At 68.5% G+C, this 21,086-nt stretch carries 17 protein-coding genes; 14 read left to right on the top strand and 3 right to left on the bottom strand.

Annotated features, from left to right (window positions below; genetic code table 11):
• From RMP09_RS08145 to RMP09_RS08160, 4 genes are all read left to right on the top strand, one after another.
• Positions 1–1,724 (top strand): putative Ig domain-containing protein (locus tag RMP09_RS08145; RefSeq protein ID WP_310565478.1); only part of this gene is annotated, 1,724 nt, incomplete at its 5' end.
• A complete protein-coding gene (locus RMP09_RS08150; RefSeq protein WP_310565479.1) occupies positions 1,724–3,121 on the top strand; it encodes an efflux RND transporter periplasmic adaptor subunit in 1,398 nt (465 codons plus the stop codon). The genes RMP09_RS08145 and RMP09_RS08150, both read left to right, overlap by 1 nt.
• Positions 3,118–5,238 (top strand): HlyD family efflux transporter periplasmic adaptor subunit, encoded by a 2,121-nt coding sequence (locus tag RMP09_RS08155; RefSeq protein WP_310565480.1) that lies wholly within the window; start codon positions 3,118–3,120, stop codon positions 5,236–5,238. Before RMP09_RS08150 ends, RMP09_RS08155 begins: the two co-directional genes overlap by 4 nt.
• Positions 5,239–5,371: 133 nt before the next feature.
• Positions 5,372–5,932: a YaeQ family protein gene (locus tag RMP09_RS08160; protein ID WP_310565481.1), complete on the top strand. Its 561-nt coding sequence runs from the start codon at positions 5,372–5,374 to the stop codon at positions 5,930–5,932.
• Positions 5,933–5,961: 29 nt separating this feature from the next.
• On the opposite strand, the gene RMP09_RS08165 is transcribed toward RMP09_RS08160, so the two are convergent.
• Positions 5,962–6,555 carry a carboxymuconolactone decarboxylase family protein gene (locus RMP09_RS08165; RefSeq protein WP_310565482.1) on the bottom strand — a complete coding sequence of 198 codons (594 nt, stop codon included), beginning with the start codon at positions 6,553–6,555 and terminating at the stop codon, positions 5,962–5,964.
• Between the two features lie 118 nt (positions 6,556–6,673).
• Between RMP09_RS08165 and RMP09_RS08170 the strand changes: the two genes are divergently transcribed.
• Together RMP09_RS08170 and miaB are read left to right on the top strand one after the other, a co-directional pair.
• On the top strand, positions 6,674–7,033 hold the full coding sequence (locus tag RMP09_RS08170) for a hypothetical protein (RefSeq protein WP_310565483.1): 360 nt from the start codon (positions 6,674–6,676) through the stop codon (positions 7,031–7,033).
• 118 nt (positions 7,034–7,151) lie between these two features.
• Positions 7,152–8,507, top strand: a complete 1,356-nt coding sequence (miaB, locus tag RMP09_RS08175; protein ID WP_310565484.1) for a tRNA (N6-isopentenyl adenosine(37)-C2)-methylthiotransferase MiaB — start codon at positions 7,152–7,154, stop codon at positions 8,505–8,507.
• Positions 8,508–8,596: 89 nt separating this feature from the next.
• Here the strand turns inward: miaB and RMP09_RS08180 are convergent, their stop codons facing one another.
• Positions 8,597–9,226, bottom strand: a complete 630-nt coding sequence (locus RMP09_RS08180; protein ID WP_310565485.1) for a hypothetical protein — start codon at positions 9,224–9,226, stop codon at positions 8,597–8,599.
• Positions 9,227–9,399: 173 nt separating this feature from the next.
• Entirely contained in the window at positions 9,400–10,758 is a 1,359-nt protein-coding gene (gene ffh / locus RMP09_RS08185) for a signal recognition particle protein (RefSeq protein WP_310565486.1), read from the bottom strand.
• Positions 10,759–10,925: 167 nt separating this feature from the next.
• Between ffh and RMP09_RS08190 the strand changes: the two genes are divergently transcribed.
• The 8 genes from RMP09_RS08190 to RMP09_RS08225 all read left to right on the top strand — a co-directional run.
• Entirely contained in the window at positions 10,926–11,726 is an 801-nt protein-coding gene (locus RMP09_RS08190; RefSeq protein WP_310565487.1) for an inner membrane protein YpjD, read from the top strand.
• 18 nt (positions 11,727–11,744) lie between these two features.
• Positions 11,745–11,984, top strand: a complete 240-nt coding sequence (locus tag RMP09_RS08195) for a PP0621 family protein (protein WP_310565488.1) — start codon at positions 11,745–11,747, stop codon at positions 11,982–11,984.
• 21 nt (positions 11,985–12,005) lie between these two features.
• Complete coding sequence (locus RMP09_RS08200) at positions 12,006–13,805, top strand: PAS domain-containing sensor histidine kinase (RefSeq protein WP_310565489.1); 1,800 nt, start codon at positions 12,006–12,008, stop codon at positions 13,803–13,805.
• 3 nt (positions 13,806–13,808) lie between these two features.
• The gene (locus tag RMP09_RS08205) at positions 13,809–15,314 is read left to right on the top strand and encodes a sigma-54 dependent transcriptional regulator (RefSeq protein WP_310565490.1); all 1,506 of its coding nucleotides are present in this window, start codon (positions 13,809–13,811) and stop codon (positions 15,312–15,314) included.
• On the top strand, positions 15,304–15,951 hold the full coding sequence (ampD, locus tag RMP09_RS08210) for a 1,6-anhydro-N-acetylmuramyl-L-alanine amidase AmpD (RefSeq protein WP_310565491.1): 648 nt from the start codon (positions 15,304–15,306) through the stop codon (positions 15,949–15,951). The genes RMP09_RS08205 and ampD overlap by 11 nt, the downstream gene beginning before the upstream one ends.
• A gap of 399 nt (positions 15,952–16,350) precedes the next feature.
• Positions 16,351–19,257 carry a ribonucleoside-diphosphate reductase subunit alpha gene (locus RMP09_RS08215; RefSeq protein WP_310565492.1) on the top strand — a complete coding sequence of 969 codons (2,907 nt, stop codon included), beginning with the start codon at positions 16,351–16,353 and terminating at the stop codon, positions 19,255–19,257.
• 142 nt (positions 19,258–19,399) lie between these two features.
• The gene (locus RMP09_RS08220) at positions 19,400–20,548 is read left to right on the top strand and encodes a ribonucleotide-diphosphate reductase subunit beta (RefSeq protein ID WP_310565550.1); all 1,149 of its coding nucleotides are present in this window, start codon (positions 19,400–19,402) and stop codon (positions 20,546–20,548) included.
• A 198-nt stretch (positions 20,549–20,746) separates the two neighbouring features.
• Positions 20,747–21,086 (top strand): hypothetical protein (locus RMP09_RS08225; RefSeq protein ID WP_310565493.1); only part of this gene is annotated, 340 nt, incomplete at its 3' end.

Genomic DNA, 21,086 nt, shown 5'->3' on the forward strand with positions numbered 1-21,086 from the left:
CCGCGGGCGTGAGCAGCTTCTTCGTCTCGGTGCCCTCCACCCAGGACAGCGGCCTCGAAGGCGCCGAGGCTTTCAGCCTCAGCGCCAGCGTCACCGGTGGCAAGAACGCCGACGACAGCTCCACCATCCTGGACGATGGTTCGGGCAAGGTCTACGACGAGCAGGGTCTGGTCACCACCGTCCCGGGCAACGACGACCGCGCCCTGGCCGTCACCAGCGTCACCGTCAACGAGGGCTCGCCCTACGCGGTCTTCACGGTCAGCGGCGCCGCCGGTCAGCTCACTTCCCTGAGCCTGGCCAACGGCACCACCGCCGGCATCTCCGGCCTGCAGGTCTACAACGGCTCGGCCTGGGTCGCCTACACCGGCGGCACCGTCGCGCTCAACGGCAGTGGCCAGTTGCTGGTGCGCACCGCCCTCTCGCCCGAGCAGGAAGCCACACTGGACAGCGGTGAGACCTTCACGCTGACCGCCACCAACACCGGTGGTGGCGTCGCCAACGGCACCGCCACCGTGCGCGACGATGGCACCGGCACCGTGTTCAATGAAGACGGTTCGGTCAACACCGCCGCCACGCTGGACGACGACCGCGCCATCACCGTCGCCGGTCTGGACGATGTCTCAGAGGGCTCCAACGCGGTCTTCACCGTGTCCATGCCCGAGGGCAACGCCCGCTCCACCGAGATCGGCCTGGCCCTGAGCTCCGGCACCGCCGGGGCCGAGGACTACAGCGCCCTGGCCGGCGCCAGCGCCTACTACTTCGACGGCGAGGGCCTCAAGGTCACGCTGACCATCACCGCCGGCAAGATCACCCTGCCCACGGGCGTGAGCAGCTTCTTCGTCTCGGTGCCCTCCACCCAGGACGCCACCCTTGAAGGCGCCGAGGCTTTCAGCCTCAGCGCCACCGTCACCGGCGGCAAGAACGCCAACGACAGCTCCACCATCCTGGACGATGGTTCGGGCAAGGTCTACGACGAGCGCGGACTGAACCCCGCCGGCCCGGGCAACGACGATCGCCCGGTGACGGTGCTGGCGCCCGAAGCGGTCGTCGTGGAAGCGCCCGTTGCCGTGGTGCCGACGCCGGAAACGTCGATACCGCACGAACCGCTGCGGTTCGACTCGACCACGTTCGTGGCCGTGGCGCCGAACCAGCAACCGCAACTCTCGGCCGAAGTGCTGGCCCTGATCCAGCGCAACGCCACCGAAACCGAGGTGCCCCTCACCCTGACACGGGCCACCGGCTTCCAGGTCCTGGTGAACGAGCGCCAGAGCGGCCAGCTGGAACTGCACCGCGCAATCGACAAGCAGTTCGTGGAAACCGGCGCGCAGGGCAGCATTGCCCTGCCCATCGACACCTTCACGCACAGCGATCCGGCCGCGTCCATCACCCTGGCGGCCCGGCTGTCCGACGGCCAGCCCCTGCCCAGCTGGGTCAGCTTCGATCCGCGCACGGGCACGTTCAAGGTGGTGGCACCGGCCGGTTACGTGGGCGAGCTGGATGTCGAGGTCAGCGCGCGCGACAACAAGGGCAACGAGGTCAAGACCAAGTTCCGGCTGACCGTGGGCGCCAAGCCGGCACCTGCGGGCCGTGAAGGCCTGACCGGCCAGCTGCGCCAGGCGTCGAAGACCGCCTTTGCCTGGCGCGACGCGGTGCGCGGCGAACCCGCCGCAGCACCCGCGCGTGAGGCCGCCCCGGCCCAGCGTGTGCAGCGCGTGGAGGCCTGATGTCCGCCGCACCCCACCCGGCCGTTCGCACGGTGCAGTCGCTGGCCGTGCTGCTGGACCTGACGCGCCGCGCGCGCGCGGCCGGGTCGGTGCGCGAACTGGCTTTCCTCGCCGTCAACGACACCAGCCAGCTGGCGCTGCTGCGCCAGGGCGCCACCTGGCGCCTGGACATGGGGGTGGACGCCCTGTCCGGCGTGCTGCAGCCGGAGGCCAACGCCCCCTACGTGCAGTGGCTGGACCGGGTGGCGCGGCAGATGTCCACCCTGGAGGCGTCTGACACCGGCGTGCGCGCCTTTGACCGCCACGTGGTGGCGCCCGATCTGGCCGAAGACTGGTCAGCGTGGTGGCCGGAACACGCCCTGTGGGTGGACGACCCGGCGGCCCCGCACACCGAAGGCCGCCTGCCGCCTCCGGCCTGGCTGCTGGCCCGCGAGCACCCCTGGACCGAAGACGAGCTGCGGCTCATCCGCGAATGGCGCAGCGCCTGGAGCCACGCCTGGATGGCCCTGCAACCGGTCAGCCCCAGAAGCCTGCGCTCGGCCTGGCAACGCGTCCGCCAGCACCTGGCCCCGCGCGCCGACCGCCCCTGGTGGCGGCAGACGCGGCTGGCCTGGGCCGCCGCGGTGCTGGCGGTGCTGTGCCTGCCGGTGCGCATGTCGGTGATGGCCCCGGCCGAACTGGTGCCGGCCCAGCCGGCCGTGGTGCGGGCACCGCTGGACGGCGTGATCGCCAGCTTCCACGTGCAACCCAATGCCACGGTGAAGGAAGGCCAGCCGCTGTTCGACTTTGACGAAGCCCTGATCCAGGGCCGCATCGCCGTGGCCCAGCAGGCGGTGCTGACCACCGAGACCGAATACCGGCAGGCGATGCAGCAAGCCCTGTCCGACCCCCGCTCCAAAGCCCAGCTGGCTTTGCTGGCCAGCCGGATCGAAGAGAAACAGACCGAGGTGGACTTCCTGCAAGACCAGGCCACCCGCGCCCGCGTGCTGGCCCCCCGCAGCGGGGTGGTGATCTTCGACGACCCCTCGGAATGGATCGGCAAACCGGTGGGCACGGGTGAACGCATCCTGCGCATCGCGGCGCCGGACGATCGCGAGATCGAAGCCTGGATTCCCATGGCCGACGCCATTGCCCTGCCGGCACAGGCCGCGGTCAAGCTCTACCTGAACGCCAGCCCGCTGGCACCGGTGGAGGGCCAGGTGCGCTACGTCGCCCACGAGGCCGTGGCCCGCCCCGACGGTGGACACGCCTACCGCATGCGCGCCACGCTGACGGGCGACACCGACCACCGGGTCGGCCTCAAAGGCACCGCGCGCGTGCAGGGCGAATGGACCGTGCTGGTCTACTGGATGCTGCGCCGTCCCCTGGCCGGCCTGCGCAACAGCCTGGGCCTATGAGCACCGCCGCCTGGCCCCTGTTGCGCGAAGACCTGGCCCTGCTGCCCGGCCCCAGCCTGCCCGACGGGCAGCCGAGCTGGACGCTGCACGACCCGGCGCGCAACCTGTTCTTCCGCATCGACTGGCCCAGCTTCGAAATGCTCAGCCGCTGGGGCCTGGGAGACGGACAACGCATCGCCGGCGACATCGCCGAGCACACCACCCTGAGCCTGGACGCGCAGGACGTGACCGGACTGGCCCGCTTCCTGGAACACAACCAGCTGGTGCAACCCCGGCCCGGCGAGAGCGCGGCGCGCATGGCCCAGCGCTGGACCGCCATGCACAGCAACTGGCTGCAATGGCTGGTGCACCACTACCTGTTCTTCCGCATTCCGCTGGTGCGCCCCGACGCCTGGCTCACCCGCTGGCTGCCGGTGGCGCGGCGCTTTGCCTCGCCTGGCTTTCTGTGGCTCACGCTGGCCGCCCTGCTGACCGGGCTGGTGCAGGTGGTGCGCCACTGGGAGCCCTTCGCGGCCAGCCTGGTCGACACCTTCAACCTCGAAGGCCTGGCCGCCTATGGCGTGGCGCTGTTCGTGGTGAAAGCCCTGCACGAACTCGGACACGCCTTCACCGCCAAGCGGCACGGCTGCCGGGTGCCGACCATGGGCCTGGCCTTTCTGGTGATGTGGCCGGTGGCCTACACCGACACCAACGAGGCCTGGAAACTCACGAACGCCCGGCACCGCCTGCAGGTGGCCATGGCCGGCATCGCGACCGAGCTGGTCATCGCCGCCTGGGCCACCCTGGCCTGGGCGCTGCTGCCCGATGGCGCGCTGCGCTCGGCCGCCTTCGTGCTGGCCACCACCTCCTGGGTGGCCACGCTGGCCATCAACGCCAGCCCCTTCATGCGCTTTGACGGCTATTTCATCGTCTCCGACGCGCTGGACATGCCCAACCTGCACGAGCGCAGTTTTGCGTTGGCGCGCTGGCAGTGGCGCGAATGGCTGTTCGACCTGCAAGAGGCGCCCCCGGAACACTTCTCGCCCTCGCGCCACCGCGCCCTGGTGGCCTTCGCCTGCCTGACCTGGCTCTACCGGCTGGTGCTCTTCATCGGCATCGCGCTGATGGTCTACCACCTCTTCTTCAAACTGCTGGGCATCGTGCTCTTTGCCATCGAAATCGTGTGGTTCGTGCTCAAACCCTTGCAGACCGAATGGGCCGCCTGGCGCGAACGCGCCGCGGCCATCCGCGCCAGCCGGCGCACGCGCTGGTCGCTGCTGGGCCTGGGCGCGGCGCTGCTGCTGATGGCCGTGCCCTGGCCCTCGGCGGTGACCGCCAGCGCGCTGCTGCGGCCGGTCGACGTGTGGCCCGTGCACGCGCCGGCCGGCGCCTACCTGACGCAACTGCCGTTCACCCACGGCAGCCGCGTGGCGCCCGGGCAGCCCCTGCTCGCCCTGCAGTCGCCCGAACTGCTCACCCGCATCCGCTCCGCCGAAGTGCGGGTGCAGCGGCTGCGCCAGCAGGCCGGCACGGCCGCCTTTTCCGACGAATCGCGGCAGCAGTGGCTCGCCACCCAGGAAAGCCTGGTCACGGCCGAGTCCGAACTCGACGCCCTGATGACCGAGGTGCAACGCCTGACGCCCCTGGCGCCCTGGGCCGGCACCGTCCGGGACATGGATCCCGACCTGCAGGCGGGCCAGTGGGTCGCCAAGGACGAGCGCCTGGCCGTGCTCGTGAAAGAGGGCAGCGCGTGGATGGTGGAAACCTGGCTGGACGAGGACAGCATCGCCCGCATCCAGGCGGGGGCCGAGGCGCGCTTTCGCAACGATGCCGGCACCGGCGACACCCTGCACCTGACCGTGCAGGCCATCGACAAGGACGCCACACGGGCCCTTGTGCGCACCGAGCTGGCGGCCCAGAACGGGGGCCACATCCTCGTGCGGCACAACCGGGACCAGCTGGTGCCCGAGCGGGCCATCTACCGCGTGCAGCTGCGCGTGGCCGACGGGCAGATGGCGCCGGAGGCCCTGGCCCACAGCTGGCGCGGGCAGGTCAGCATCGAGGCGCAGAGCCAGGCCGTCGCGAGCCGCTACCTGCGCCAGCTGCTGACGGTGCTGGTGCGGGAGACCGGGTTCTGAAGCGCCAGGGCAGGCCCGAGTAGCGCAGGGCCCACCCGCGCCGCCGGGCGTCCGCTGGCGCAACAGCCGCGCGGTGGGGGATACACTGCCCGCCGGCCGCCCGCCCCGGGCGGCGCTGCCCGCGCACCCCCTCATGGCCACCAAATCCACCATCTTCAAGGCGAGCCTCCAGATCGCCGACATCGACCACGGCTACTACGCCGACCACGCCCTCACCCTGGCCCGCCACCCCAGCGAGACCGACGAGCGCATGATGGTCCGCCTGGTGGCCATGGCGCTGCAGGCGCACGAACTGCAGGACACCTGTGGCGGCGACGGCACCCTGGCCTTCGGCGCCGGCCTGTCCGACCCGGACGACCCGGACGCCTCGCTGACCGACTTCACCGGCCGCAAGCGGCTGTGGATCGAGGTCGGCCAACCCGAAGACAAGCCGCTGTCCAAGGCCTGCAGCCAGGCCGACGCGGTGTTCGTCTACGCCTTCAGCGCGGCCGCCGACGTGTGGTGGAAGGGCATCGAGAACAAGCTCACGCGCATGGACAAGCTGCAGGTCTGGCGCCTGCCGACCGAGGTGGCACCCGCACTGGCGGCCCTGGCCGAACGCAGCATGCAGCTGCAGGCCACGGTGCAGGACGGTGCCATCACCCTCAGCAGCGCACAGGGCAGCGTGCACATCGAGCCCCTGCGCTGGAAGTGAAGCCAGCGAATTGACATCCGGCGGCGGCCTCAGCCGCCGTGTTTCCCCGCAGACCAACCTTGGGCGCCGAGCGTCTGCGCGGCCAGCTGTTCGGGCACCGCTTCCAGCGGCGTGGCCATGGTGTCGTTCCAGCGGTTGAGAAACGCGAACATCGCCACCACACCCAGCAGCTCGACGATTTCACCGTCGCTCCAGTGCCGCTGCAGTGTGGCGAACTGTTCGTCGGTCACGGCGTTGGGCTGCGACGCGGCCGCCAGCGCGAAGTCCAGCGCCAGCCGCTCGCGCTCGCTGTAATGCGGGCTGCTGGCGTAGACCCAGACATCGGCCAGCTTGGCCTCGCTGATGCCGAAGTTCTTCGCGCCCAGCAGGGTGTGCGCCTGGCAATACAGGCAGCCGGACACCTTGCTGACCACATGGCCGATCAGGCGGCGAAAGCCCTGGTCGACCTCGCCCCCGGGGTCCATCACCGCCGCGTTCAGCACCGCCAGCGCCTGCGCCAGCTTGGGCTTGCGCTGCATCGTCAGCACGCTGTTGGGGGTGAAGCCGAGGGTGCCGAGAAAGAAGTCGAAATGCGGTTTGAGCTCGGGCGTGGTTTCGGGCGGCAGGGGCGGCAGTCGGGCCATGGGGTCTCCTGAACATGAAGGGCTCACTGTACAAAGCGCGCGCGGCGATCACCACCCCGACAAACCAGCCCCCATGAGACAATCGCGGACCCGCTTTTTCAGCCTCTGGATCTACACCATGAACCGCTGTCCCCTCTTTGCACCCGCCACGCGCAGGTGCCTGACCATCGCCGCCCTGGCGCTGGTGGCCCTGCCGGTGCTGGCCCAGTCCGCACCTGTGCGCCGCTTTCCGGCCCAGGCCCTGCGCGGCACGATGGTCGTGACCCAGCCGCCGGTCATCACGATGGACGGCCAGGCCGCCCGGCTCTCGCCCGGGTCGCGCATCAAGGGCGCGAACAACCTGCTCGTGCTGTCCGGCGCCCTGGTGGGCCAGGAACTGACGGTGAACTACACCCTGGAGCACCTGGGTCTGGTGCACGAGGTGTGGATCCTGACCGAAGCCGAAGCGGCCGAGAAGCGCAAGCGCGCCGGCCAGTAACCCCTCCAAACCAACAGGCCCCCAAAGCCCAGGCGCACCGCGGAACCGGCTCTGCCGGGCCGCCAGTGCGGTCCCCCTTCCAGGGGGAAGCCGCGTCAGCGGCGCAGGGGGTAGTCATATGACCAAAAAAGTCTTCATCAAAACCTTCGGCTGCCAGATGAACGAGTACGACTCGGACAAGATGGCCGACGTGCTCGGCGCCGCCGAGGGTTTCGAAAAAACCCAGGACCCCGAAGAGGCCGACCTGATCCTGTTCAACACCTGCTCGGTGCGCGAGAAGGCGCAGGAGAAGGTGTTCAGCGACCTCGGCCGCGTCAAGCACCTCAAGAAGAAAGGCGTGCTCATCGGCGTCGGCGGTTGCGTGGCCAGCCAGGAAGGCGCCGAGATCATCAAGCGCGCACCGTACGTGGACGTGGTGTTCGGCCCGCAGACCCTGCACCGCCTGCCCGAGATGCTCAAGGCGCGCGACCGGCTGAACCAGCCGCAGGTGGACATCAGCTTCCCCGAGATCGAGAAGTTCGACCACCTGCCGCCCGCGCGCGTGGAAGGCGCGTCGGCCTTCGTCTCCATCATGGAAGGCTGCAGCAAGTACTGCAGCTACTGCGTGGTGCCCTACACCCGCGGTGAAGAGGTCAGCCGCCCGTTCGAGGACGTGCTGGTCGAGGTCGCCGGCCTGGCCGACCAGGGCGTCAAGGAAGTGACGCTGCTGGGCCAGAACGTCAACGCCTACCGCGGCCAGATGGGGGACACCGAAGAGATCGCCGACTTCGCCATGCTGATCGAGTACGTGGCCGAGATCCCGGGCATCGAACGCATCCGCTACACCACCAGCCACCCCAACGAGTTCACCCAGCGCCTGATCGACACCTACGCCAAGGTGCCGAAACTGGTGAGCCACCTGCACCTGCCGGTGCAGCACGGATCGGACCGCATCCTCATGGCCATGAAGCGCGGCTACACCGCCATGGAATACAAGAGCACGATCCGCAAGCTGCGCGCGATCCGCCCCGACCTGTCCATGAGCAGCGACTTCATCGTCGGCTTCCCCGGCGAGACGGAAGAGGACTTCCAGAAGATGATGAAGCTGATCACCGACGTCGGCTACGACGCCAGCTTCTCCTTCATCTTCAGCCCGCGCCCCGGCACCCCCGCCGCCAACCTGCCCGACGACACGCCGCACGAGGTCAAGCTCCAGCGCCTGCAGCACCTGCAGGCCGTGCTGGAAGACAACGTGCGCCGCATCAGCGCCAGCCGCGAAGGCACGGTACAGCGCATCCTGGTCGAAGGGCCGTCGCGCAAGTCCACGCCCGAGGCTCCGGAGCTGATGGGCCGCACCGAGTGCAACCGCATCGTCAACTTCGACGGCGGCCCGAACAGCGCGCGCCTGGTGGGCCAGATGGTGGATGTGAAGATCACCCAGGCGCTGCCGCACTCGCTGCGTGGCGAGGTGCAGACGACCGAACAGGTCGCCTGACCAGGGGATTCAAGCGCCGGGCCGCCCCAGGCTTGAATCGCGTCCCCTCGGGGGGCAGCTGGCCCGCGTCAGCGACGGTGCGCGGGGGTTCAGGCTTCGGGTGGTGGCTGGAGGTAGCGCTGGTCCGACCAGGTGGCCAGCCAGTGCGGCGCAAAGGCCACGAAGATGGCCGAGAACATGCCGGTCAGAAACGCGTCGCCCCAGGCCATGAGCCAGCGCCCGACGATGGCGTGCTCCGATTCGGACACGCCGGCCAGCCGGTGCAGCCACACCATGAGCGCGCCCGAGAGAAACACCGCCGCCGCCGTGCCCAGGAAACCCCGCCCCAGGGTGTAGACGAACGGGTTGGGCGGCAGCCAGCGCCGCAACACGGCGCCGATGCCCAGGGCCAGCGTGGCCGGCACCAGACCGACCCAGACCCATTGCGACAGCACCGGCGCGGCACCGGCCTGGCCGACCACCCAGACCACCAGCCCGACCAGGGCCAGCACCAGCACCGCCAGCGGCCAACCGAGCATCAACACCAGCAGGCTGGCGCCCGAGAGCTGGATCTGCAGCCCCGGCGGCATCTTCTGCGGCAACAGCCACAGCCAGGGCAGCAGCGCCACCGCCGCCAAGGCGGGCGTGAGCAGCGCGCCCCGCAGCATGCGCCAGGGCCGCAGGCTCAGCGCCACCACCAGCGCCAGCCCGGCCACGCTCCATTCGATCAAGGTCAACATGCGGATCGAGTATGTGGGTGCGCCTCAGGCGCTGAATTGACTTCGGTCAATCGCGCCAGGCCCCTAACCGACGCGCGGGCTCCATTCCAGCAAACGCCGTGGAACCGGCTCCGCCGGGCCACTGGCGTTGTCCCCCCTCCCAGGGAGGAAGACGCGCAGCGGCGCAGGCGGGGTCACATCTTGGGCATGCCCTTCATGCCGCCCATGCGCTTCATCATCTTCATCAGGCCGCCGCCCTTCATCTTTTTCATCATGCCCTGCATCTGCTCAAACTCCTTGAGCAGGCGGTTGACCTCCTGCACGTGCACGCCGGCGCCGGCGGCGATGCGGCGCTTGCGCGTGGCCTTGATGATCTCGGGCTTGCGGCGCTCGGCCAGCGTCATGCTGCAGATGATGCCTTCCTTGCGCTTGATGTCCTTCTCGGCGCGGCTCAGGTCGGCCTCGCTCGCCTTGGCGGCCAGGTTGCCGGGCAGCTTGTCCATGAGGCTGGACAGGCCGCCCATGTTTTTCATCTGGCGGATCTGATCGAGGAAGTCGTTGAGGTCGAAGTCGCCACCGCTCTTGACCTTGGCGGCCAGCTTCTGCGCCGCCGCCATGTCCACCCCGGCCGTCACCTGCTCGACCAGGGCCAGGATGTCGCCCATGCCCAGGATGCGGCCGGCGTGGCGTTCGGCGTCGAACACCTCCAGGCCGTCGATCTTCTCGCTCACGCCCGCGAACTTGATCGGCGCGCCCGTGACCTGGCGCACCGACAGCGCCGCGCCACCGCGCGAGTCGCCGTCCATCTTGGTCAGGATGATGCCGGTCAGCGGCAGTGCTTCCTTGAAGGCCTTGGCCGTGTTGACCGCGTCCTGGCCCTGCATGGCGTCGACCACGAACAGCGTTTCCACCGGGTGGATGGCGCTGTGCAGCTCCTGGATTTCGCGCATCAGCGCTTCGTCGATGGCCAGGCGGCCGGCCGTGTCCACCAGCAGCACGTCGAAGTGGTGTTTCTTCGCGTAGTCCAGCGCGGCGCGGGCGATGTCCAGCGGCTTCTGGTCCGGCGAACTCGGGAACCACTCGGCCCCGGCCTGCGACGTCACGGTCTTGAGCTGCTCGATGGCGGCCGGGCGGTAGACGTCGCCCGAGACCGTCAGCACCTTCTTCTTGCGCTTCTCGATCAGGTGCTTGGCCAGCTTGGCCGTGGTCGTCGTTTTGCCCGCGCCCTGCAGGCCGGCCATGAGGATCACCGCCGGCGGCTGGGCCGCGAGGTTGATGTCCGACACGCCGTTACCCATGGTGGCGGCCAGCTCGCGGTTGACCACGCTGACCAGCACCTGGCCGGGTGTGAGCGAGCCCACCACGTCCTGGCCCAGCGCCTTTTCTTTCACACGGGCGATGAAGTCGCGCACCACCGGCAGGGCCACGTCGGCCTCCAGCAGGGCCATGCGCACCTCGCGCAGCATGTCGGTGACGTTGCTTTCGGTGATGCGGGCCTGACCCCGCATCTCTTTGACGATGCGTGACAGACGGTCGGAGAGGGCTGAGGCCATGGTGCGCGCGTGTGGGTGGAGGCTGGTCGGGGGAGGGGCTGGCCGCAGCGGTGCGGAACAGGGTCGGGCCGGTGTGGCACCGGCGGTGCGCAGGGTCAAGACCCTTTAAACTGTGCCCTGGATTTTAACGGCGCCCGGCTGCTGCCCGGGTGCCCCACCCCACCGCCATGCCCCTGCTGCCCGCCCTTGCCCTGAACCCGACCGTGGCCGCGTTGTCCGCCGGGGCGGCGCTGGCCTATGCGGTGCTGGCCTGGGCCCACCAGCGGCTGAACGCCGCGCAGGCGCGCAGCGTGATGGGCGCGGCCTGGCTGCTGCACGCCCTGGTGCTGGCGCTGTCGCTGTTCGATCAACCGCCCCGCTTCGGTTTTGCGCCCGCGCTGTCGGTCACGGGCTGGCTGGTGCTCACGGTCTACGCGATCGAAAGCCGCCTGTTCCCGCAACTGCGCGCCCGCTGGACGCTGGCCGTGCTGGGCATGCTGGTGGTGGTGCTGGCCGCGCTCTTCCCGGGCACCCACTACCCCACGCTGCGCTCGGCCTGGCTGCCCCTGCACTGGGCGCTGGGCATTGCCTCGTACGGCCTGATCGCCGCCGCCGTGGTGCACGCCTGGCTGATGCAGCGGGCCGAAAAAGCCATGCGCCAGGGCGCGTCGCTGGACACCGCCATGCCGCTGCTGACGCTGGAGCGGCTGACCTTCCGTTTCGTCGGCGCCGGCTTCGTGCTGCTCAGCGCCACCCTGCTGGCCGGCTGGTACTTCTCCGAGGTGTTCGCCGACCACTTCGTCTGGAACCACAAGACCGTGTTCTCGGTGCTGTCGTGGGTGACCATCGGCGTGCTGCTGCTGGGCCGCTGGCGCCTGGGCTGGCGCGGGCGCACCGCCGTGCGCACCCTGTACCTGGCGGCGGGCTTCCTCATGCTGGGCTACGTGGGCTCGCGCTTCGTGCTCGAAGTCGTCCTGCAACGCGCCTGAGCCCCCACCCGTGCCCCCATGAAGTTCGTCCTCGTCATCGCCGTCGTGCTCGTGGCCGTCTGGATCTGGCGCAACAACCGCCAGAACGAACGCAGCGACGCGCCCGGCCCGGCGCCCCGCCGCCCGGCCAGCCCGGCCCCCATGGTGGCCTGCGACCACTGCGCCATGCACCTGCCGCAAGACGAAGCGGTGCGCGGGCAGCGCGGCGTCTACTGCTGCCACGAACACCGCCGCCAGGCCGAAGAGGCCGCGGGTTGACGACCACCGGCATCGGCTGACATGACCCACGATCCGAACTCGCAGTTCGCGCCCTCGTGGCTGGTCACGCTCGACGCCGAGGGGGTGTCCGGCCGCGACCAGCGCCTGCGGGCCTTTGCCCGCCTGTGGCGCATGTTCATGCGCACCCGCGTGTTCATCGCGGCGGTGCTGCTCGCGTTGCAGGTGTTCGTGGTCGCCACACACTCGGGCGGCCCGTCCTGGCTGGTGCTGGTCTGCGCCTTGCACCTGACGGCCACCCTGGCGGTGCTGATGTGGCTGCGGCCGGTGGAACAGGGCCGGCCCCTGCGCATGCAATGGCAGTGGCTGACCACCATCGGTGTGGACGTCGTCGTCTTTGCCCTGCTGGAGTACTTCCAGCAAGGCGGCATCAGCTACATCCCGCTGTTCGCGCTGCCGGTGCTGATGGCCGCCATCCTCGGCCCGCTGGTGCTGGCCCTGGCCACGGCCGCCAGCATCACGCTCTACCTGCTGGGCGAGGCAGCGCTGAGCGCGCCCCTGCTCAGCGAGGTGTCCACGGCACGCTTCCTGCAAAGCGGGCTGACCGGCACCGGCTTCTTCATCGTGGCCCTGCTGGCCTACCAGCTGGCCCAGCGCCTGGCGCGCGAGGAAGCCCTGGCCCAGAGCAGCCAGGCCGCGGCCCGCACCCAGGCCCAGGTCAACGAACTGATCATCGAGAGCCTGAGCGAGGGCGTGCTGGTGGTGGACATGCACGGCGTGGTGCGCAACGCCAACCCCGCGGCGCAGTCCATGCTCCTGGGCGACCGCTACCCCGGCTCGGCCAAGCTGCTGCTGTCGGCGCGCGAGGGCTGGGAAGGCCTGGCCCACCTGGTGGACAAGAGCTTTGCACTGGGCCAGGCGCTGGAATCGGAAGTGCGCATCGAGATCGACGAGCTGACCGCCCACAAGCTGTTTGCGCGCACCCAGCTCACCACCGCGCAAGGCGGACGCCATGCCGGCCTGTGTGTGCTCTTTCTGGAAGACCTGCGCGAGGTCGAGGCGCGGGTGCGCACCGAGAAACTCGCGTCCATGGGCCGCATGTCGGCGGCGGTGGCGCACGAAATCCGCAACCCGCTCTCAGCCATCACCCAGGCCAATGCCCTGCTGGACGAAGAGGTGCTGGAACCCGGCCAGAAGCGCCTGACGCGCATGATCGAACAGAACGCACAGCGCCTGGCGCGCATCGTGGACGACATCCTGAACGTGGCCCGCGCCCAGCCCAGCCAGGGCGAAGAGCTGGTGCCCAGCCTGCCGCTGGACCAGACCCTGCGGCAGATCACGCACGAATGGAGCAAACAAAACCAGGCCCAGGGCGTGCTGGGCGTGCACCCGCACGCGCCGGGCCTGCACGTGCACTTCGATCCCGAACACCTGCGGCGCCTGCTGATCAACCTGCTGGACAACGCGCTGCGCCACACCAGCGGCGCGCCCTCCTCGATCCGCGTCATCACGCAACCCAGTGGCGGCGACCGCACCCGCCTGTCCGTCTGGAGCCACGGCCCGGCCCTGGAGGCGAGCGTGCTCAAGCACCTGTTCGAGCCCTTTTTCTCGTCCGAGAGCCGCTCCAGCGGCCTGGGCCTGTACATCTGCCGCGAACTGTGCGAACGCTACGGCGCGCAGATCGCCTACCAGCGCAGCCGGCTCGACCAGCAGGAAGGCAACGAGTTCTATGTGCTCATGCCCGCGGCCAGCGGGCGCAGCCCGCTGCAGCAAAGCCTGTCCATCCCGCCGGGCGATTCGGTGCCGGGTGCCACACGTGCGCCGCAGGACTCCAAGCCGCCACCGATGACCACCATCTTCTGATCCATGTCCGCTGCCCCACCCGCTGCCGTGCTGGTCGTCGACGACGAACCGGATCTGCGCACCCTCTACGAACTGACCCTGCTGCGCGAGGGTTACCAGGTCACCTCGGCACCCGACCTGACGCAGGCGCGCGAATCGCTGGCCCAGCAGCGCTTTGACGTGCTGATCACCGACATGCGCCTGCCCGACGGCCTGGGCCTGGAACTGCTGCGCGAACTGGGCGCCGGCCAGCGCAGCGAAAAGGCCATCGTCATCACCGCCTACGGCTCGGCCGAGAATGCGGTGGAAGCGCTCAAGAGCGGGGCCTTCGACTACCTGACCAAACCGGTGGACCTCAAACAGCTGCGCGCGGCCGTGAGCGCAGCGCTGCACAGCCAGCGCCACCCGCCGGCCAGCCTGCCCGCGGGCGAGACCCCGCTGCGCGCCGCCCCGCCGCCGCCCAGTGGCGTGCAGGCGCTGCAGCGCATCGTGGGCGGATCGGCCTGCATGGCGCAGATCCGCGGCCGCATCGAAAAGGTGGCCACCAGCATGGCGCCGGTGCTGATCCTGGGCGAGTCGGGCACCGGCAAGGAACTGGTGGCGCGTGCCGTGCACGAATGCAGCCACCGCGCCAGCGGTCCCTTCGTCGCGGTCAACTGCGGCGCCATCCCCGAGAACCTGATCGAGGCCGAATTTTTCGGCGCACGCAAGGGTGCCTTCACCGGCGCCACGCAGGACCGCGAGGGCTACTTCCAGGCGGCCAAGGGCGGCACCCTGTTCCTGGACGAGATCGGCGACCTGCCGCTGGCCATGCAGGCCAAGCTGTTGCGCGTCATTCAAGAGCGGCGGGTGCGCCCGCTCGGTGGTGTGCAGGAAGAACTGGTCGATGTGCGGCTGGTCAGCGCCACCCACCGCGACCTGGTGGGCCTGGTGCAGGGTGGCGGCTTCCGCCAGGACCTGTTCTACCGCCTCAACGTCATCGGCCTGCGCACACCGGCGCTGCGCGAGCGCCGCGAAGACCTGCCCGAACTCGCCCACACCCTGCTGCAACGCCTGTGCGCCGAGTCCGGACAGGCCGTGCCCGAACTCGCGCCCGGCGCACTGGGCTGGCTGCAGGCCTGCGAACTGCCGGGCAACGTGCGCGAACTCGAAAACCTGCTGCAACGCGCCCTCGCCATGAGCGATGGCCTGCGCCTGGCGCCCGAAGACTTCGGCGAATCGCCCGAATCGACCCGGCACCCGGCGGCCGCCCCGGCCACCACCACCAAGGCGCCGCCTCCCGCCGCGCAAGCCGCGCCCACGCCAGACGGCGGGCCCGGGGTCCCCGCGCCGATGCCGGCCCCGATTCCCGCCGACCTGCAGCGCTACCTGGACGAGCAGGAACGTCAGGTGCTGCTGCAGGCGCTCAAGGAAACCGACTTCAACCGCACCGCGGCCGCTGCGCGCCTGGGTCTGAACCTGCGGCAGATGCGCTACCGCATCCAGCGCCTGGGCATCGCCATGCCCTCGGGCGGCGACGATGAAGCCTGAACCCGGCACCGACACGGCGACCGCGTGGCAGGGCGGCTGGCTGCGCACGGCGCGGCACAGCCCGTCGCCCAACCACGGCCCGCGGCCCGCGGGCGCCCTGATCGACCTCATCGTGATCCACTCGATCAGCCTGCCTCCGGGCGTGTACGGCGGCCCCGAGGTTGAACAGCTGTTCACCAACCGCCTGGACTGGGACGCCCATCCCTACTTCGATCAGATCCGCGGCATGGAGGTCTCGTCGCATTTCTTCATCCGGCGCGACGGAGAGCTGGTGCAGTTCGTCGATGCCGATGCGCGCGCCTGGCACGCCGGGCGATCCGCCTGGCGCGGGCGCGAGAACTGCAACGACGACTCGATCGGCATCGAACTCGAAGGCCTGGAAGGTCTGAGCTTCGAAGCCGCGCAGTACCGCGCGCTGCAAGACCTGTGCACACAACTGGCACAGCGCTACCCCATCGCCCACATCGCGGGCCACGAGCACATTGCACCGGGCCGCAAGCAGGACCCGGGACCGGGCTTCGACTGGGCACAACTGCAACAGGGCCTGCGCTGGGCCCATGCGTGCTTTCCCGATGGCACAGGGTCCACGGCCGAAGCAGCGCGCGGCGCCGGCCCGGCCACACCGCCGACCGCCTGAGCGCCACCGCCCAGCAACGGCGCGGCCTGTGGCCGCAAAAGCGCTGAAACCCCGCATCGGCACACGTGCCGGCGCTGCGGCATCAAGCGCCGCCAAACCTTCCGCCACATGCTGCGCTGCACCGTCGCACGCCGCGCGCGGGTGTCTTTTTATCTGACGAAATGGCCACCACCAGCGTTCGATGGAATTTTTCACAAACGCTACCCCTAGTGCCTTGAACCCATCCAACACACCAGATATAGTGTGCGCTGCGCGTGACGGCCCCCGACCGCCGGCCCCGGAAACAGCCCCCGGCCCACCCGCCCCAGAGCGGCAGCCCCACCGGCCGGCCCCCAACACGCAGACGCCCGAAGACGTGCGCCCCCGAGGCCACCCCACACAACAAACGCAAGAGGAACCATGCTGAACGCCCCATCTCACACCATTGCCGCCACACCGTCCGCCCCGCTGTCCGCCGGTGCCGCCCGCACCCCTGCGCTCGACAGTGCCGCCACCGTGCTGACCCACTACCAGATCATCCGCCGCAACGGCGCGGTCGTGCCGTTTGAGCCGAGCAAGATCGCGGTCGCGCTGATGAAGGCCTTTCTGGCGGTGCACGGCACCCAGGGCGCGGCATCGGCCAGCGTGCGCGAGACGGTGGACGCGCTGACCCAGAACGTGGTGCGCGCCCTGATGCGCTCGCGTCCGGGCGGCGGCACCTTCCACATCGAAGACGTGCAGGACCAGGTCGAGCTCGGCCTCATGCGCAGCGGCCACCACGAAGTCGCCCGCGCCTATGTGCTGTACCGCGAACGCCGCACGCAAGAGCGCGCCCAGCAGGCCGAAGCCGCCAAGCCGGCCGAGGCCACGCTGCACGTGATGGACCGCGGCCAGCGTGTGCCGCTGGACGTGAACCAGCTGACCGCCCTGATCGAATCCGCCTGCGCCGGCCTGGGCGCCGACGTCAAGGCCGACCCCATCGTGGCCGAGACCAAGCGCAACCTGTACGACGGCGTGCCGATCGAAGAGGTCTACAAGGCCGCCATCCTGGCCGCCCGCACCCTGATCGAGAAAGACCCGGACTACACCTACGCCACCGCGCGCCTGCTGCTGCACACCGTCTTCAAGGAAGTGCTGGGCGAAGAGGTGGTCCCGGCCGAGCGCGGTGCGCGTTATGCCGAGTACTTTCCGCTGGCCATCAAGAAGGGCGTGCAGAACGAGCTGCTGGACGAGAAGCTGCAGCAGTTCGACCTGGACCGCCTGGGGCGGGCGCTCAAGCCCGAGCGCGACCTGCAGTTCGACTACCTGGGCCTGCAGACCCTGTACGACCGCTACTTCCTGCACGTGCGCAAGCAGCGCATCGAGCTGCCGCAGATCTTCTTCATGCGTGTGGCCATGGGCCTGTCGCTCAATGAAATCGACCGGGAAGCGCGCGCCATCGAGTTCTACGAAGTGCTGTCCTCGTTCGACTTCATGTCGTCCACGCCCACGCTGTTCAACGCCGGCACGCTGCGTTCGCAGCTCTCCAGCTGCTACCTGACCACCGTGCCCGACGACCTGGACGGCATCTACGAGTCCATCAAGGAAAACGCGCTGCTGTCCAAGTTCGCCGGCGGCCTGGGCAACGACTGGACCCGCGTGCGCGCCCTGGGCGCCCACATCAAGGGCACGAACGGCGAATCGCAAGGCGTGGTGCCGTTCCTGAAAGTGGTGAACGACACCGCCGTGGCGGTCAACCAGGGCGGCAAGCGCAAGGGCGCGGTCTGCACCTACCTGGAAACCTGGCATCTGGACATCGAAGAGTTCCTGGAGCTGCGCAAGAACACCGGCGACGACCGCCGCCGCACGCACGACATGAACACGGCGAACTGGATTCCCGACCTGTTCATGAAGCGCGTGATGGAGAAAGGCGACTGGACCCTGTTCTCGCCCAACAACGTGCCCGACCTGCACGACCTGTTCGGCGCCGACTTTGAAAAGGCCTATGTGGCCTACGAAGCCAAGGCCGAGCGCGGCGAGATCAAGCCCTCCCGCAAGGTGCCGGCCACCGACCTGTGGCGCAAGATGCTCTCGATGCTGTTCGAGACCGGCCACCCCTGGATCACCTACAAGGACGCCTGCAACGTGCGCAGCCCGCAGCAGCACGTCGGTGTGGTGCACAGCTCCAACCTCTGCACCGAGATCACGCTCAACACCAGCGACACCGAAACCGCGGTCTGCAACCTCGGCTCGGTCAACCTGCTCAAGCACGTCAAGGACGGCCAGCTCGACCGAGCCAAGCTGCAGCAGACGATCAACACGGCGATGCGCATGCTCGACAACGTGATCGACATCAACTACTACGCGGTCAAGAAGGCGCGCGACTCCAACCTGCGCCACCGCCCGGTCGGCCTGGGCCTGATGGGCTTCCAGGACGCGCTCTACGAACTGCGCATTCCCTACGCCTCCGACGAGGCGGTCGAGTTCGCCGACCGTTCGATGGAAGCGATCTGCTACTACGCCTACTGGGCCTCGACCGAACTGGCGCGCGAGCGTGGCCGCTACTCCAGCTACCGCGGTTCGCTGTGGGACCAGGGCATCCTGCCGCCCGACACGCTGGACCTGCTGGCGCGTGCGCGCGGCGGCTATGTGGAGGTGGACCGCTCGGCCACGCTCGACTGGGACGCTCTGCGCCAGAAGATCGCCAACGACGGCATGCGCAACTCCAACTGCGTGGCCATCGCGCCCACCGCGACCATCTCCAACATCATCGGCGTGGACGCGTCGATCGAGCCCTGCTTCGGCAACCTCTCGGTCAAGTCCAACCTGTCGGGTGAGTTCACCGTCATCAACGGCTACCTGGTCAAAGACCTCAAGCGACTGGGTCTGTGGGACGACGTGATGGTCATGGACCTCAAACACTTCGACGGTTCGCTGCGTCCCATCGACCGCGTGCCGCAAGACGTGAAGGCGCTCTACGCCACCGCGTTCGAGATCGAGCCGCTGTGGCTGGTGGAAGCCGCCGCGCGCCGCCAGAAGTGGATCGACCAGGCGCAGAGCCTGAACATCTACATGGCCGGCGCATCGGGCAAGAAGCTCGACGACACCTACAAGCTGGCCTGGCTGCGCGGTCTCAAGACCACCTACTACCTGCGCACCACCTCGGCCACGCAGGCCGAGAAATCCACCGGCCGCGCCGGGCAGCTCAACGCCGTTTCCGCACATGGTCATGAGACCGCGATGAGCGCACCGGCGGCCGTCGCAGCACCGGTCGAGATGGCCAGCGAACCGGCCACCGACATCAAGTTCTGCGCCATCGACGACCCCGGCTGCGAAGCCTGCCAGTGATGCGCTTGCTCATGCGCGTGATGAAGGGGTCGCACCGATCACCGTTTTCGATGCGACACCGCAACACAAAACATTCATCGCGCGCATGAGTCCTTTGCTTTTCATGCCGACACTTCGATAATCCGCTGAATTGGACACCACCATGCTGACCTGGGACGAACAAGTCACTCCCTCCTCGAAGCCCGCTCTTCAAACATTGCCACCCACCTCATCGGGTGCGCAGGCTGCAGTGTCCTCCCCCGCTTCTTCTTCGGCTGCCCGCAGCAGCGAGCAACGCCGCGTCAACGTGGCCGACAAGCGCATCATCAACGGCCAGACCGACGTCAACCAGCTGGTGCCCTTCAAGTACAAGTGGGCCTGGGAAAAGTACCTCGCCACCTGCGCCAACCACTGGATGCCGCAGGAAGTGAACATGAGCCGCGACATCGCGCTCTGGAAAGATCCCAACGGCCTGACCGAGGACGAGCGCCGCGTCGTCAAACGCAACCTCGGTTTCTTCGTCACCGCCGACTCGCTGGCCGCCAACAACATCACGCTGGGCACCTACCGCCACATCACGGCGCCCGAGTGCCGCCAGTTCCTGCTGCGCCAGGCGTTTGAAGAAGCCATCCACACCCACGCCTACCAGTACATCGTCGAAAGCCTGGGCCTGGACGAAGGCGAGATCTTCAACGCGTACCACGAGGTCCAGTCCATCCGCAACAAGGACGAGTTCCTGATCCCGTTCATCGACGCGATCATGGACCCGAACTTCAAGACCGGCACACCCGAGAACGACCAGACCCTGCTCAAGTCGCTGATCGTGTTCGCCTGCCTGATGGAAGGCCTGTTCTTCTACGTCGGCTTCACGCAGATCCTGGCGCTGGGCCGCCAGAACAAGATGACCGGCGCCGCCGAGCAGTACCAGTACATCCTGCGCGACGAGTCCATGCACTGCAACTTCGGCATCGACCTGATCAACGCGATCAAGCTTGAGAACCCGATGCTGTGGACGCCGCAGTTCAAGGCCGAGATCAAGGAACTGTTCCTCAAGGCCGTGGACCTCGAATACCAGTACGCCGAAGACACCATGCCGCGTGGCGTGCTGGGCCTGAACGCGTCGATGTTCAAGGGTTACCTGCGCTACATCGCCAACCGACGTGCGACGCAGATCGGTCTGGAGCCGCTGTTCCCGAACGAAGAGAATCCGTTCCCCTGGATGAGCGAGATGATCGACCTCAAGAAGGAACGCAATTTCTTCGAGACCCGCGTCATCGAATACCAGTCCGGCGGCGCGCTGTCCTGGGATTGAGGCCCCTCTGCTCAACGACATGTTCACCTTTCCACAAAGCCCTGCTCCAGACGCCCCGGCGTCCGGGACAGGGCTTTGTCACAGCATTCAAGGCCTTGGTGCCATCCGTGGATGCATCCACGGCGCCAGGGCCCTGAATCACTTCCACGGACAAAGCCCGTGCGAAGTGCTCTTTGCAACTTGATCAAGGAGAAAACAATGGCAACTGCGAAAAAGACCCCGGCCAAAAAGGCCGCTGTGAAGAAGGCCGCCGCTCCGGCCAAGAAGGCCGCGGCGCCTGCGAAGAAGGCTGCCGCTCCGGCCAAGAAGGCCGCTGCGCCTGCGAAGAAGGCTGCCGCTCCGGCCAAGAAGGCCGCTGCACCTGCCAACAAGGCTGCTGCTCCGAAGAAGGCCGCTGCACCTGCTAAGAAGGCTGCCGCTCCGAAGAAGGCCGCTGCACCTGCTAAGAAGGCTGCTGCTCCGAAGAAGGCCGCTGCTCCTGCAAAGAAGGCTGCCGCTCCGAAGAAGGCTGCTGCTCCTGCAAAGAAGGCTGCCGCTC

This window comes from Hydrogenophaga sp., assembly GCF_031426985.1.
Classification (GTDB): Bacteria; Pseudomonadota; Gammaproteobacteria; order Burkholderiales; family Burkholderiaceae_C; genus Hydrogenophaga.

Coding starts and splice junctions, on each gene's coding strand:
- RMP09_RS08150 (WP_310565479.1), top strand. CDS start 1,724: ATGTCCGCCGCACCCCACCCGGCCGTTCGCACGGTGCAGTCGCTGGCC.
- RMP09_RS08155 (WP_310565480.1), top strand. CDS start 3,118: ATGAGCACCGCCGCCTGGCCCCTGTTGCGCGAAGACCTGGCCCTGCTG.
- RMP09_RS08160 (WP_310565481.1), top strand. CDS start 5,372: ATGGCCACCAAATCCACCATCTTCAAGGCGAGCCTCCAGATCGCCGAC.
- RMP09_RS08165 (WP_310565482.1), bottom strand. CDS start 6,555: ATGGCCCGACTGCCGCCCCTGCCGCCCGAAACCACGCCCGAGCTCAAA.
- RMP09_RS08170 (WP_310565483.1), top strand. CDS start 6,674: ATGAACCGCTGTCCCCTCTTTGCACCCGCCACGCGCAGGTGCCTGACC.
- miaB (WP_310565484.1), top strand. CDS start 7,152: ATGACCAAAAAAGTCTTCATCAAAACCTTCGGCTGCCAGATGAACGAG.
- RMP09_RS08180 (WP_310565485.1), bottom strand. CDS start 9,226: ATGTTGACCTTGATCGAATGGAGCGTGGCCGGGCTGGCGCTGGTGGTG.
- ffh (WP_310565486.1), bottom strand. CDS start 10,758: ATGGCCTCAGCCCTCTCCGACCGTCTGTCACGCATCGTCAAAGAGATG.
- RMP09_RS08190 (WP_310565487.1), top strand. CDS start 10,926: ATGCCCCTGCTGCCCGCCCTTGCCCTGAACCCGACCGTGGCCGCGTTG.
- RMP09_RS08195 (WP_310565488.1), top strand. CDS start 11,745: ATGAAGTTCGTCCTCGTCATCGCCGTCGTGCTCGTGGCCGTCTGGATC.
- RMP09_RS08200 (WP_310565489.1), top strand. CDS start 12,006: ATGACCCACGATCCGAACTCGCAGTTCGCGCCCTCGTGGCTGGTCACG.
- RMP09_RS08205 (WP_310565490.1), top strand. CDS start 13,809: ATGTCCGCTGCCCCACCCGCTGCCGTGCTGGTCGTCGACGACGAACCG.
- ampD (WP_310565491.1), top strand. CDS start 15,304: ATGAAGCCTGAACCCGGCACCGACACGGCGACCGCGTGGCAGGGCGGC.
- RMP09_RS08215 (WP_310565492.1), top strand. CDS start 16,351: ATGCTGAACGCCCCATCTCACACCATTGCCGCCACACCGTCCGCCCCG.
- RMP09_RS08220 (WP_310565550.1), top strand. CDS start 19,400: ATGCTGACCTGGGACGAACAAGTCACTCCCTCCTCGAAGCCCGCTCTT.